The organism is Mariniphaga sp. (assembly GCF_041687215.1).
Lineage (GTDB): Bacteria > Bacteroidota > Bacteroidia > Bacteroidales > Prolixibacteraceae > Mariniphaga.
Genome location: NZ_JAWLCI010000053.1, coordinates 1 through 13,056, shown reverse-complemented (window position 1 = coordinate 13,056; position 13,056 = coordinate 1). Strand labels below are relative to the sequence as shown.

Genomic DNA, 13,056 nt, shown 5'->3' with positions numbered 1-13,056 from the left:
GATTTTCGCAGAAATCTATAAGAAATCAGCGTTTCTCTGCGGAATCTGCGGGAAACAAAAATGAAGATACATTCGCGCTGCCATTAACAGAAAACGAGGCTTTTAATATGAAAATTCTGAGAAATCTGGTTCTGTGTTAAAGCTTCTCCAACTCCATTTCATTAATTTCCTTTCCCCAGTTGGGCGAAATCGGAGTTGACGGCTGAAAACTTTCAAATTTTTCTTTTGCTATTTCAAAAATGGGTTTGGCCACGGCAGGCCCGCCGCCAAATTCGGGAGGCATGTTTAGTGTGGTGATGGCACGCAGAAAATACGGTCGTGGATTTTCGGGATTCAATTGGATCGCTTTGTCGAGCGCTTCATAAATTTTACCCATGTATTCCGGCCCTCTGGTCATCGGGTCAACCATAATCTTTCCGGGATACAAAAAGGCCTGCAGCGCAAAAAGTTCCGATTCTTCCGGGGCAATCTCAAATGCCTTGTCCAAAAACTGCTGCGCTTTGTCGAGGTACTGTTCTTTTTGGTTGACATCTTCAATTTCGAAACTGGTAACTACATAAGCATAAGCCGCATAATACAGGGGCAGCCACTCTGCGGTTTCGGTTTGGCTGATTCGTTCAAACGAATTGGCCACTGAAATGAAATCATCAGCCACAGAAGATTTATTCAGTTCATCTAATGCCTTTTGCATGGCTTTCTGGTACTGGCTTTCCTGACCTTGTGCCAGGAGGAAAAGAACTGTAAAAAGAATTGTAATTGTTGTTTTCATGATGTTGAAATTTTGGTTTATAACTGAAATGAAATTAAAAATACAGCCATTCGTTTTTGTGCAGGAGTAATGGGTTGTGCCTGGAAAATTCCTCTGTCATCTGGTGTTGCACTGTAGGTATAGCCAAATACATTGTTGAATCCCGGCAAATTATTAACCACAAGGTGCGCAACCGCCTGGGTGTTGAACAGATAGAATATACGGGTAAGTCCGATGCTTAAATCGTTGTATGTTTTGGTCCGGTCTGCCATAAATTCCGGGTTGTTGGGATTGAAATAGGGTCTTCCGCTGGCAAACGAGTACGTGCCCGAAACAAACGAGTTCAGTGGAAGTATAAACCGTTTGTAAACCACCGAAAAATTGTGTTCCGAAACATAGTGCGGGGTTGCCTGCTCCGGAAAATCGCGGTAATTCCGTTTTGCATCGGCCCACGAATAGGAAATCCAGTAATCGCTTTTGCCAAATTCCTTCTGGTTACGCCAGAACACATCAATTCCCCTGGCATATCCGCTGCCGGTGTTGGAGTAATTTCCCCGCTCCATCGAAAACTCTTCCTTAAATTTTACCAATTCTGAGTAGTCCTTGTAATACGCCTCAATTCGTAAGGTACGGGTATCTTTTCTGAACTGCCACGTTAAAATCGAATGGGTTGATTTTTCGGGCGACAATTCGGAGGAAAATTTCAGGTAATCGTCTGCCGGGTTTTGAAAAAATGCACCGTATGCAGCCGAAAGTTGGCTGTATTTCCCTGTTTTTACGGCTGCCGACAAACGCGGAACAGCATTGGTTTTATTGATGAGTGAATGGTGTTCGGCTCGCACTCCGGCCTTCAGGGCAAGGTGACGCGTGGCTTTCAGTTCCGACTCAATAAATGCCGCATACTGATTATTTGAAAATCCAAGCTGAAAAACTTCACCTGTTTTAATGTCTTGATTATAATCGTAAAACATATATTCTGCGCCTGTTTTGGTGGTCAGGTTTTTCAATGAAGTATTGGTTAAGGTGAATTTCGCCTGTTCGCTTTTTCTCGTGGTAAACAATTCATCTGCATCCGGACGAATTTTTTCCCAGTCGGTGTTAATAGCCACTCCCGTTTGAAACAGCCAGTTTTCGTTCAGCATTTCGTTCCAGGTGGTATTTATGTAAACGTTTTTGTTGTCCATGTTGATTTCCTGTAAGGTCGATTGCTGAAAATTGTTGTGCAGCAAACTGCTTGCATCGTAACTGAAACTCCCGAAGGTTTTAAGCATCCCGGTTTCACTCGTTTTTTGCCGGAACATCAATGTTGAACTAGCAATAACCGGATCTTTCACCCATTCAATATTTTGTTTGATAATCCGGTTGCTGATACCGGTGTGCAGGAATTCGCCGTTAAGTGCCAGCGACGCATTGTCCCACCGTTTGGCATGGGAGCCCTGAAGTCCGACCGATAAAAGCGAAATGCTTGATTTGGATTCCGGTTCAAGCGCAGTGGTATTCAGCGAAACGATGGATGACAAAGCCTGACCGAATTCCGCAGAATACCCACCGGTACTGAATACCGAACCGTTAAACAGAATAGGTGAAAAACGCCCGCGCGAAGGCAAATCGGGCATTTTTGAGAAATAGGGGGTATTAATCAGCATGCCGTCCATAAAAGTTTTGGTTTCGTAACTTTCGCCGCCACGCACAAACAGCCGGCCTTCTTCGCCTACTTTATGCGAACCGGGCAATGTGCCAAACGCACCGAAAATATCTCCGTTTGCACCGGCTGTAAGTGCAATGTCCATTGGTTTTAAAATCACCGACTTCTTTTTGTCGCTGGCCTCAAATGTTCCCGCGTTTATGGTCACCTCGTTCAGTTCATTGATTTCCTCCACCAATACGATTTTCAGGTTGGAAATGTTTGAAGAGAGTTTTAATGGAACAGCCTGTGTTTCAAATCCAACGCAACTGGCTATCAACGTTTGTTCTCCTGCGGGTTCGGTAGTGAAACTGAAAATACCAAGTGAGTCGGTTGTTGAACCGTCGTAAGTTCCCTGGATGAAAATATTGACCCCGGTAGCTGGTTCTCCTGATTTGGTTGTTACAGTTCCCGAAATTTTTATTTGTGCCTGTGCAAAAAGGAATAAAAACTGGAACAGAATTAAAAATGCTGGTTTCATGATTTCAAGTTTTTTGTTTTTTTTGTTTTCATGAACCAAATATCCGGGAGATTTTTTTCAGGGTGAAATTTTAAAATACAGGTGGTTAAAATTTATGTATGAACGGGAACTATGCGAACATGAACCGGAAATTTCCATTCCATAAAAATTCGACCTTCCTGAGTTCGTTTTTGTGAGAGGGTGATGAAAAAATGTTGTTTTAGGGTTGCATAATCCGGTGGTCAGGGGTTCAAAAAATTATTTCCCGAAAACATAAATTATTGAAAGTTGCTGCGATTGGTCCAAATCGTTCCAATCGATGAGGTGAAATGAAAGGTTGAACCGGCCTTTTACTTTTTCGTGGTTAATAAAATACCAGATGGCATCGGTGCGCCAGTAGTTTTTTTGCCTGTAAAACCGGTCACCGTCTTTAAACCGGTGACCATCTCCCGAGTGCAAAACCGATTTCACACCAAAATTTTTATACCGTCCCTGCGCTTCTGCAAACAAGCTGGCTGCGTTCACAAAACCGCCGGTTACACTGCGTTCGCGAAAAGACGAACCCAAAACACCTGCCTTAATTAAACCGTTTAAATGTGAATTTTCGGAAGTACGGATTCCTGCCTGAAGCGCATAACCGAGATAATCTTTTATATGATCTCCTGGGATATCGATTCCCGGGCCGGCATCGTGAAACATGAGCAGGTAGTTTTGCAGGAACAGGTTTTCATAAAAAATTTCGCCGGAAAAACCTGCCGTAAAATTTTCGCGTTTGATGTCGGTCTGGCGGCTTACCCAGTCCACAAATCCATTTTGATGTCCCCAGTCCCAGCGCACCTCACCAAACATTCCTTCAATGTTGGGGCGGTAATACAATAATGTATCGGTCATCATGACCAACGGAAAATCGATTCGTCCGCGTCTCGGAAAAGCGCCAAACAGAAAGTCCTTTTGTTCATCGGAATAGTTGTAATAAAGTGTCATTCTGGGTTTGTGGTAATCCATGTCGCTGCCAAATTCAAGCAAATGACTTAAACCGCCTCTTATTCGGTGATTTTCGATTTCTATTCCAACTTCAAAAGCGCCTCTGCTTCCCAAAATGGTTTGCGGTAAAGCTTTTCCGCTGAAATATTCGCGGTTATCGCCAATTCCCTCAAACAAAACCTGGTATTCAAAATTCTGTGTAAAACCCAAAAGCGGGATGAGCGTGAAAATCAAAAAAAGCAGTTTCTTCATTCCAATAGTTTTTCACAAGCGAAAGTAATAAATCATTTGTTAACCCGGTAAATTAAGGCTATTCGATTAATTCTTTTTATTTTCGGGTCAAATTAAAATTGAAAATTATGGCCGTTTTAAAATTTGACGAAGTTCCCTACGAAAAAGTAAAAGAAGGACTTCAGCGAAAAATTATTCATACCGAAAATTTAATGTGTGTGTTAATCGATTTTACCAACGGGCCCTGGGCCGAACCCGAGCCGCCACACTCACATCCGCATGAGCAAACTTCGTATGTGGCAGAAGGCGAAATTATTTTTTACTGCGAAGACGAATCCGACCAACATATAAAAGCCGGCGATATGTACGCCGTTCCGCCCAATAAAAAGCATACGGTGAAGTTGCTCACAAAAAACGTACGGTTGATTGACAGTTTTACGCCGTTGCGGGAGGATTTTTTGAAGAAGTAGGAACGGGAAGCCAGATGTTGGAAGACGGAAGATAGAAGCACGAAGCGGGAAGCCCGAAGTCAGTGGACAAATGATCGGTGACCAGTGACAGATGACCGATAGAAACCCGGAACCTGCAATCTGGAACCTGGAACAAACTTCCAACTAAAAGTTGTAAACGAGTGTTACACCTTTTTGGTTTTGGAACTGAAATGGAAAAATATCGAATCGTTTCAGGTGCTCGTTGTCCCATTTGTACTGGTGGGTGAGGTAAACCAGTTCAGTGGATAGAATCCCGATTCCGGCGCCCATCAACACATCCGAAATCCAGTGCGCACTTTTGGCTACCCGCATGTACCCAACTGTTGCAGCAGCAGAATAGGCGCCAACAGAGTACCAGGGGCTTAATTCACCAAATTCCTTGTGCATAAAATGGGCAAACATAAAAGCTTTGGATGTGTGGCCCGACGGGAAAGAACGCACTCCTCCGTTGGGTCGAGGTTCGTTAATCCAGTATTTCAGTCGGTCGGTGATTAATCCATTCAGTAAAAAACTTTTTACCATGATGGCTGTGCTGTTTCCAAAATTGTTTATTCCTTTAATTCCAGCAGCGTTGAATGCATAAACAGCCGCTCCCGGAGCATATTGCAGGTAATCGTCCACCTTCCCGTGGTACGACAGGTTTTCCTCCACAAAATTGCGCACATTGCTTTTTGTTTCTGACGAAAAATGCAAAGCCGTTCCTGTTGACATCAAAAGGATAGGGGCAATCCATGGTTTCAGCCCACGTTTTTTATCGGGATAACGAAAATTCAGACGATGGATGGAATCCTCATGGAAGCGATAATAATTTGAATTAGAGAAGAAAAGAGGATTATTTAAGAAAAGGTTCTTCTCAGGTACTTTTTCGCTAACAGGCGGTTTTGAAAAAAGAGGATTGGAAATACCAAAAATCAGGAATTGAAGGACGATTGAAATTTTTAGTAACGGCAATTTCACTTTATCCTGAAATAGTTTTTATAAACTGAATGGAGCGCTGGTTAAACGCATCAGGCTGATCGATGTTACACACATGGCCACTGTTTCTTATCACCTCAAGTTTCGAATTGAAATGTTTTTTCACCAAATCGGAAACCATGGGCAAAAACATGTGATCGCGGTCGCCCATAAGGTAAAGTACCGGTGCCGAAGCTTCTTTTACAAGAAATTCTTTCAGGTTGACCCGGATTTCATCCGACATCCGCAGCCACTTTTTAAACTCTTTATCGCCCAACCGTATGGCTTCATTTATAAAAAGTTTCCGGGATTTTGCATGTTTTTTAGACGGAATTAAAATCCATGCATTTAACCTGTAAAGCCACATGTAAGGCAAAATGGAATTGAGCAGTTTCGCGGTGTTTACCAAAACATTAATTCTTTTATTGAATTGCACCACAGCGCCTCCCAAAATAATGGATTCTGCCCTGCCCGGCGCAAGCTTGTCTATTGAACGGATGATGATACATCCAAGCGAAATACCAACAAAATGAGCTTTTTCAATTTTCAGGTGGTCCATGGTTTTAACCACGTCAAGCGCAATCTCATCGAAACGGTACATCTCTTCTTTGGAATAATGTGCTTTTGATTTTCCGTGGCCACGCAAATCAACCAAAAGCACATTAAAATGCTTTTTAAAATCGCGCAGTTGCCTGAACCAAACCACATTGCTGCCTCCCGCACCATGTACAAAAACCACCCAGGTTTTTGAGGATTTATGACTGAATATTTTGTGATACAACATCGGGCTAAATTTATACAATTATATATTAACTGCCAACTGCCTGATTTGTTGAAAAAAATTCATCCTGACATGCAACTGTCAGGATGAATTCTTCGGTTTTTGTTTATTAATGTTTTAAATATCAGAATATTCTGTTGGATGCAACAATTGAATTACCGAATGAGATACAGTGTTTTTGTATTTTTCCAGTGCCTTCATGGTTTCCCATTCCGGATGGGTTCTGAATGTATTCCAGTGCTCGTCGTGCGACTTCATATCAGAAAAAGTGGTCATATACATTAAATTTGGCATGGTGTTTCCCGAAATAACTTCGCCGTAAAAAACAGCCTGAAAATCGAGCCTTTCAAACAAATCAATTTCACCACCTTCGTTAAACATTTCCACCTTTTTGCGGTAATATTGTTCTGTTGGGCCTTCATAACTACGCAGTTCATAAATTCTTTCCGAAGGCGGTGTTTTATGTTTTGGAATGCCAAATTCGGGCATTTCACTAAACGCTTTTAACAGAACTGATTCAATCCTCTGGTAGGGAGGATTGTCGTGCAGAGCGTTGATGTACTCCGCTCCACCTGCCTGATATTGTGTGTCTTTCGCCAGTTTTGATTCAATTTTTTCCAGGTCATCAAGTTTTTTCATAGGAATAAACACAATGATTTTTTTTCCGGCTTCGTCGCTGCTTCCAACGGGTTTAAAAACGCCAACTTTTTTTATGCCGGCGCGGTGCAATGCAGGAAGGTACGCATTCTTCAGGTAGTTTTCAACCCTCATTTCCTGTGCTTTGTCTTTCAGGTTGTAAATTTTTAGTTGATAATAATCCCGTGCAGAAAGCTGGAACGAAAAAATAACCAGAAGAACAATTAATAAAGTTCCCGTCAAATAATTTTTTTGCGATTTCATATTCATGTAATTTTTTTGGATTATTTAGTTTTTACCGGGATAAACCGGACTCACCCACTCTTCTTTGGGAAGATATTTACTGCCACTTGCCCATTTAACACCCCGCACCAAAATTTCCATGGCTTCCGGCACATCAAAATCTTTGGCAACATGGCCAACAGACAGATAAAAAACACGCCCTTTTCCGTAGGTTTTTTTCCAAACCACAGGAATAACAGCTCTGTCTATCCAATCGTTATGATCGGCATTAAACGTAGTGGTTGCCAGTACTTTTACATTGGGATCCACGTGCATGTAGTATTGTTCTGAATGCATTTTAAAATCCTTTATCCCTTTGGTAATCGGATCCTTTTTATCTGTAATTTCCACGGTGTAATCAATAATACCACCGGGGTGGGCTACCCATTGGCCGCCAACCATGTATTGGTATTCTGTATTTTCGCGAAAAGAATCACCCAACCCGCCATGAACTCCTGCTAAACCAGTTCCGTTTTTAACAGCTTCAAGCAATCCTTTTTCCTGTTCTTTGGAAATTTTTCCCATCGTCCATGCCTGAATAATCAAATCAACTGACGACATCAACTCCTTGTTTGTATAAACCCCAAGCGAATCAGAAACAGTAATGATCGCTCCTTCTTTTTCAAGAAGTGGTTTTAGTTTATATGTAACCTGTTTAGGTTCGTGGCCTTCCCAGCCACCCCAAACCATAAGAATTTTTTTTCCTTTTAACGAAGGCAGTTCATCGGGTGGGGCAACGGCGAAGGCCGGTTTCATGTTCAATACAAAAAGAGTGACAATTAAAAACAGTGCAAGTTTTCCTGAAAACGAATTTGTTATCATCTTAATACGGTTTATTTAATTTATTCAGAAAGGTAAAAATAACAATTGTTTTTACTATTCTGCCATAACTTTTTTGAAAAACTTTCCCTGGCGTGACGGGGTAAAATTCCAATCGGTGATTAGTGTTGGCGGCCAGTTTGGATCGAAGCACCAGAGTGTAAATGAAATTCCTTTTTTATCGAAATAATTCATAATGGCTTCTCCATACGATTCATCTGAAATACAAGGAATATGCGCTCCCCGTTCATCAGGTCCCATAAAACCGAACTCTGTAGCCATAATGGGATAATGGTCTGCCACATTACCCCAGTCTTTTTCCCACTGTGGCTCCCAGGGTTTTTCTCGTTTTTGCGGGTAAGGATGTGTAACATAAGCTACATTTTTCCGGTTTACCGGGTTTTCAACCACTTCATCCAAAAAATAACCCCAGTTCATGCCGGCCACAAGATAAACTTTCTGATCGTCAACTTTATTAATTTCATCAATCAGTTTTTCCATGGTTGGTCTCCAGGTAGCCCAGGAAAGTTCACCCAATTCGCCTCCCTGAGAAGTTGGTTCGTTGTAAAGTTCAAAAAAAGCGACTGTAGAATTTCCTTTATAACGCTCTGCTACTGTTTTCCAGAATTTTACCGTTTCTTCCCAAGAAGTATTATAAATCGGACGGAACCATTTTTCGGTGTTGAGGTTTCCAATGGAATGCCAGTCGATGATGACGTACATTCCCAATTCAGTGGCCCATTCAATGCCTTTGTCCATTAGTTCGAAATAGGCATCCCAGCCCCGTTCGTTTATGCGCGGCGGATGAACGGCAAACCTTACTGCGTTGCAATTCCAGTTTTTTGCTTCCTGGAAATACCGGCGGTTCCACTGGCCATCTTTTTCCAATTTGTCGGGGTCGGAAAAACTAACTCCTTTAAAACGGATTACTTCGCCCGATTCGGAGACAAAGTTCTTTCCTTCAACACTGATTTTCGGTAAGTTTTTACCGCTGCCTACCGTTGATAAGAAGATAAACGCAGCCAGAAAAGAAAAATAAAAAATGGTTTTCATTGGTATCAGATTTAAATAAAATTGGGGGCAAGTTAATCAACCTGTCCCCAATTTTATATAACGAATGCTTCAAACTTTAACGGTAATCATTCAAACTAAAGTTTTATTGATTCCAAACCTTGCTCAATGCCTTAAAACTATTGGCTGAGTTGTCTATTCTGTCCGGATTAGCCGTTCCATTGTAGCTGTCCATAAAATTTCTGGTGGAACCCCAAACGGTTTGCAGCATGCCCAGGTAGCGGGGTTTCATTTCTCTGGTGGCTGAATCGATAAACAGCCGCATCATTTTTTCCTGTTCCAGGGCAACTTCCGGGGTTCGCCATGGGCAGGTAAGAACGTTTAATCCTTTTGATGCAAATAAAAAGGCAGTGGGGTCGGGGCGTTCGTAATGCCAGTCGCAAATTACCACATCTTTGGGAATCAAATCGATGGCGCGGTGGGTGTTGTTGTAACTGCCTTCCCAAAGCCCGACTCCGGTGGTTTTTCCGTCAATCAGGCGGTCGCCCCACATCCATAGTTCCGCACCTGATTTTGCCAGGTGATCCCTGATTTTTGTGACTTCCCCGGCAAAAAGTTCGGCTTTATCATGCCCGTAGCAACGCGGGCAATCTTCGTGGCCAATGTAAAAAACTTCATCGAGTCCGGCATGGAATGCATCGGTTTCAAAAACTTCCACTATTTCATCAACCAAAGCGAAAACTACATGGTGCACTTCGGGATGCAGCGGGCAATAACTTTTGCAATACAATCCATCAGAATTCGGCCATTCGTACTCGCCGGGAGCGGGAAGTTTAATATTTGGGGTTTCGTCAAATTGCGGATAAACTTCCAGCAATTTCCCGAGTGTGCTGTGCCACGACTGATGCCCCAACAGGTTAATTTGTGGAATAATTCGGATGTTGTTTGCGCGGCAAACTTCAACAAGCATTTTTACATCTTTTTTCGTTAATGGGTTGTTTCCGCGAAGTTCGGGATGCGATTCGTATTCGTATCCCCAGTCCACTCTTAAAATAAGCAGGTTAAGACCGGAAGGCGCCAGTTCATTTTCAATGAAACCGGCAAATTCATCCACCTGGTTTGGCGGAGGTGCAGCAATGCACAGTCCACGCACTGGATAAGGAGTTTCGGCAATAATTTGAAAGGAGGCGAAAAATAAGAGGATGAATAAAAACAACACTGATTTCATACTATTAAAATTGTTTGATTTCTAAGGTATAGTATGGAACTCACATGTATTTTAATTATTCTCTTGGGTGTAAATATTTTACATGCTCGTTTCATAGTTTGAATAATTAATTAAAAAAAGAGGCTGCCGGTTAGTTAATGGCAGCCTCTTTTTTATCTATAGAATTTTAATAATTCGTATAATCCCATTTTCCACGGTAAGGCCGGGTAAGCATCATATTTGCCCATTCATCGCCGGTGAATTTTTCTGCTTTCGGATCCCACAGCAGGGGCCGTTGCAATTCATAGGCAATATTTGTGACATTACAAACAGAAGCTGTCCGATGACCGGTTTCAACATCTGAAACTGGTTTTGTACGTTTCTTTATAGCATCAACCCAGTCCTGGTAATGATTGTCGCTGAAATAAACCCTTTTGTCAGTAGATTTTAAATCAGCCTTTGCCAGTTTTTCATTGGGGAAGGTACGTAAAAATCCGCGGCTCACTTCAATTTTTCCTTCAGTTCCGATAAACTGAACGGCATTTCCATCGTCTTTGCCACCCCACAATTTATGATTTACACGAACTCCGTTTTCATAAACCATAGTCAGGCCATGAGTTTGTGCAGGTTCAGAAGGAGGCAGGAATCTCACCGGGCCCGATTCATCCATTCCGAGTGCCCATTGTGAAATGTCGAACATGTGTGCGCCCCAGTCGGTAATCAAACCGCCGCCGAAATCGCGGTAACCACGCCACCATGCCCAGGGACCGTCCACATCTAGCGGTGCCAAATCTTCATGATATCCGCGGTACAATGAAGGGCCTATCCATTCGTTCCAGTCCAAACCTTCAGGCACTGGTTGTGTTGGTAAATCGCATTGTTTCACCGGTTCCCCAACACTTACATTCACTTCGGTAATTTCACCGATGTAGCCGTTCCGCACCAGTTCTACTGCATGGCGGAAATCGCGCCATGAGCGCTGCATATTTCCGGTTTGAAAAACGCGGTCGTATTTGCGGGCGGCATTTACCATGGCACGACCTTCGGCTACGGTAAGTGCCAGAGGTTTTTCACAATAAATGTCTTTCCCTGCTTTGGCGGCGTCAACCGCAATTTGGGCGTGCCAGTGGTCGGGAGTTACAATAACTACGGCATCCACATCGCTGCGTTCCAGTAACTCACGGTAGTAGTGGTAAGGCTCTACTTTTACATTCAGGTTTTTGTTTGAATTGTTTTTGTTGGCCGCCTGCACAAAGGTATCCAGCTTACTTTTAAAAACATCGCAAGCTGCAACAACAACTGTTTCCTTGCATTTTCCAATGCCATTTAACAACGTGGGAACTTGTTTCCCGGTACCTATGTAACCCAGGTTAATGCGGTCGTTTGCAGCAACAAATCCTTTTCCACCCATAACATGGCGTGGAATAATTGTTACTGCTGCAGCACCGGCTGCTGCTTTTCCAATGAAATTTCTACGGTTCATTTTATTCATTCTAAAAGATTTAATTGATTTAAAAATAGATATTAACTTTTATTGTATTCATTTTTCTGATGTACAAACTTAAAAATTATTCTGAATCAGGATTTTTTGCGCACCTGAATCCGGTATTAAAAAGTGATGTTTCGTGCGAGTTCATGGAGCGACCGCTAACCGAGAAACTGTTTTCTCCGTTTTGGTCGAAAAAGAATGAACCTCCGCGAATGACTTTTACATTCGGATCACTTCTATACGGTTCAGTGTTTCCCGGATATGGTTTGTAGGTATCGGCGCACCATTGCCAAACGTTTCCGCCCATATCGGTTAATCCGGCCTCGTTTTCTCCAAAAGCCCCAACCGGCGACGTGAACAGGTAACCATCCTTTGTATCGGGCGCATTAATTTCTCCCTGCCAGGTGTTTCCGAAAAATTGCCCGTTTACCGAAACCTCGTTTCCCCAACTGAATTTTTCACCCGAATTTTTTCCGCTGCGTGCGGCATATTCCCATTCGGCTTCGGTGGGCAACCTTTTGCCTGCCCATTCGACATAAGCTGCGGCATCGTTCCAACTCACATGGGTTGCAGGGTGATTATCTTCTGCATCGGGGCCTGACGGTCCGAACGGTTTGCTCCAGTTGGCACCCGGCAAAAGCTCCCAGGTTTGTTTTTCGAGGTTAAAAATGCCTGAATCTCCAAACTTTTCGGCTTCGGTTTTAAATCCGGTTGCCTCGACAAAAGCCCGAAATTGTTTTACTGTTACCGGAGATTTATCCATATAAAAAGATTCGATTTTTACTTCGTGAACCGGTTTTTCGTTGGGAAGCCCGGTTTCGGAACCCATAAAGAAAGTGCCGTCCTCAAACCGGACCATTTCGCCGGTATTTTGTGAAATCTGTTCTTTTTTGGAGGAAAGCCCCTCACCGGATTCAAACGGAGGCGTTTCAGTTTCTTTTACTTCTTTTTTTTCATCTCCCTCTTTTTGTGATTTACTGCCAGTGCAGGAAGCGAAAACCAATAAAAATGATAGTAAAACCAGTTTGTTCATGCTGAAAAATTAGAAATGTAAAAATGGGTGTTTTTATTTTTTGATCAAAATGAAAAGTATTTTTTGTGAAAATTTATGATTCGAATATCATTTTTACCTTTTGGAAACAAATTTTATTTTCCAATTGTTACTTTTATCAAAATTAATTAGGGGTGCAGTTCTCATATTACGCAGTTAATTTTGTATAATACCTTTCAGAAAATTCATTCCAAAATCCTTTCCACCTGTTGGATTTTACGACTGTTC

The 13,056-nt window shown here is 42.4% G+C and carries 12 protein-coding genes; 1 reads left to right on the top strand and 11 read right to left on the bottom strand.

Annotated features, from left to right (window positions below):
* Positions 1–136: 136 nt before the first annotated feature.
* From ACESMA_RS16210 to ACESMA_RS16200, 3 genes are all read right to left on the bottom strand, one after another.
* Entirely contained in the window at positions 137–769 is a 633-nt protein-coding gene (locus tag ACESMA_RS16210; protein ID WP_372949900.1) for a hypothetical protein, read from the bottom strand.
* 17 nt (positions 770–786) lie between these two features.
* The gene (locus tag ACESMA_RS16205) at positions 787–2,913 is read right to left on the bottom strand and encodes a TonB-dependent receptor (protein ID WP_372949899.1); all 2,127 of its coding nucleotides are present in this window, start codon (positions 2,911–2,913) and stop codon (positions 787–789) included.
* Positions 2,914–3,150: 237 nt separating this feature from the next.
* A complete protein-coding gene (locus tag ACESMA_RS16200; protein WP_372949898.1) occupies positions 3,151–4,128 on the bottom strand; it encodes a hypothetical protein in 978 nt (325 codons plus the stop codon).
* A gap of 107 nt (positions 4,129–4,235) precedes the next feature.
* Between ACESMA_RS16200 and ACESMA_RS16195 the strand changes: the two genes are divergently transcribed.
* Complete coding sequence (locus ACESMA_RS16195) at positions 4,236–4,577, top strand: cupin domain-containing protein (protein ID WP_372949897.1); 342 nt, start codon at positions 4,236–4,238, stop codon at positions 4,575–4,577.
* 144 nt (positions 4,578–4,721) lie between these two features.
* Here ACESMA_RS16195 and ACESMA_RS16190 read toward each other — a convergent pair whose 3' ends face one another.
* The 8 genes from ACESMA_RS16190 to ACESMA_RS16155 form a co-directional block, all read right to left on the bottom strand.
* Entirely contained in the window at positions 4,722–5,549 is an 828-nt protein-coding gene (locus ACESMA_RS16190; protein WP_372949896.1) for a phosphatase PAP2 family protein, read from the bottom strand.
* Positions 5,550–5,556: 7 nt separating this feature from the next.
* A complete protein-coding gene (locus ACESMA_RS16185) occupies positions 5,557–6,336 on the bottom strand; it encodes an alpha/beta fold hydrolase (protein WP_372949895.1) in 780 nt (259 codons plus the stop codon).
* A 114-nt stretch (positions 6,337–6,450) separates the two neighbouring features.
* Complete coding sequence (locus ACESMA_RS16180; protein ID WP_372949894.1) at positions 6,451–7,233, bottom strand: NIPSNAP family protein; 783 nt, start codon at positions 7,231–7,233, stop codon at positions 6,451–6,453.
* A gap of 24 nt (positions 7,234–7,257) precedes the next feature.
* Entirely contained in the window at positions 7,258–8,073 is an 816-nt protein-coding gene (locus tag ACESMA_RS16175; RefSeq protein ID WP_372949893.1) for a ThuA domain-containing protein, read from the bottom strand.
* A 54-nt stretch (positions 8,074–8,127) separates the two neighbouring features.
* Positions 8,128–9,123: a glycoside hydrolase family 5 protein gene (locus ACESMA_RS16170; RefSeq protein ID WP_372949892.1), complete on the bottom strand. Its 996-nt coding sequence runs from the start codon at positions 9,121–9,123 to the stop codon at positions 8,128–8,130.
* Positions 9,124–9,226: 103 nt separating this feature from the next.
* Positions 9,227–10,309 (bottom strand): family 20 glycosylhydrolase, encoded by a 1,083-nt coding sequence (locus ACESMA_RS16165; RefSeq protein WP_372949891.1) that lies wholly within the window; start codon positions 10,307–10,309, stop codon positions 9,227–9,229.
* Positions 10,310–10,475: 166 nt separating this feature from the next.
* Positions 10,476–11,780, bottom strand: coding sequence for a Gfo/Idh/MocA family protein (locus ACESMA_RS16160; protein WP_372949890.1), 1,305 nt, complete (start codon positions 11,778–11,780; stop codon positions 10,476–10,478).
* 76 nt (positions 11,781–11,856) lie between these two features.
* Positions 11,857–12,810 (bottom strand): formylglycine-generating enzyme family protein, encoded by a 954-nt coding sequence (locus ACESMA_RS16155; protein ID WP_372949889.1) that lies wholly within the window; start codon positions 12,808–12,810, stop codon positions 11,857–11,859.
* Positions 12,811–13,056 lie beyond the last annotated feature (246 nt).

What these genes read in the sequence shown, in the direction of transcription:
- ACESMA_RS16210 (WP_372949900.1), bottom strand. Translation starts at nt 769, where the DNA reads ATGAAAACAACAATTACAATTCTTTTTACAGTTCTTTTCCTCCTGGCA.
- ACESMA_RS16205 (WP_372949899.1), bottom strand. Translation starts at nt 2,913, where the DNA reads ATGAAACCAGCATTTTTAATTCTGTTCCAGTTTTTATTCCTTTTTGCA.
- ACESMA_RS16200 (WP_372949898.1), bottom strand. Translation starts at nt 4,128, where the DNA reads ATGAAGAAACTGCTTTTTTTGATTTTCACGCTCATCCCGCTTTTGGGT.
- ACESMA_RS16195 (WP_372949897.1), top strand. Translation starts at nt 4,236, where the DNA reads ATGGCCGTTTTAAAATTTGACGAAGTTCCCTACGAAAAAGTAAAAGAA.
- ACESMA_RS16185 (WP_372949895.1), bottom strand. Translation starts at nt 6,336, where the DNA reads ATGTTGTATCACAAAATATTCAGTCATAAATCCTCAAAAACCTGGGTG.
- ACESMA_RS16180 (WP_372949894.1), bottom strand. Translation starts at nt 7,233, where the DNA reads ATGAAATCGCAAAAAAATTATTTGACGGGAACTTTATTAATTGTTCTT.
- ACESMA_RS16175 (WP_372949893.1), bottom strand. Translation starts at nt 8,073, where the DNA reads ATGATAACAAATTCGTTTTCAGGAAAACTTGCACTGTTTTTAATTGTC.
- ACESMA_RS16170 (WP_372949892.1), bottom strand. Translation starts at nt 9,123, where the DNA reads ATGAAAACCATTTTTTATTTTTCTTTTCTGGCTGCGTTTATCTTCTTA.
- ACESMA_RS16165 (WP_372949891.1), bottom strand. Translation starts at nt 10,309, where the DNA reads ATGAAATCAGTGTTGTTTTTATTCATCCTCTTATTTTTCGCCTCCTTT.
- ACESMA_RS16160 (WP_372949890.1), bottom strand. Translation starts at nt 11,780, where the DNA reads ATGAATAAAATGAACCGTAGAAATTTCATTGGAAAAGCAGCAGCCGGT.
- ACESMA_RS16155 (WP_372949889.1), bottom strand. Translation starts at nt 12,810, where the DNA reads ATGAACAAACTGGTTTTACTATCATTTTTATTGGTTTTCGCTTCCTGC.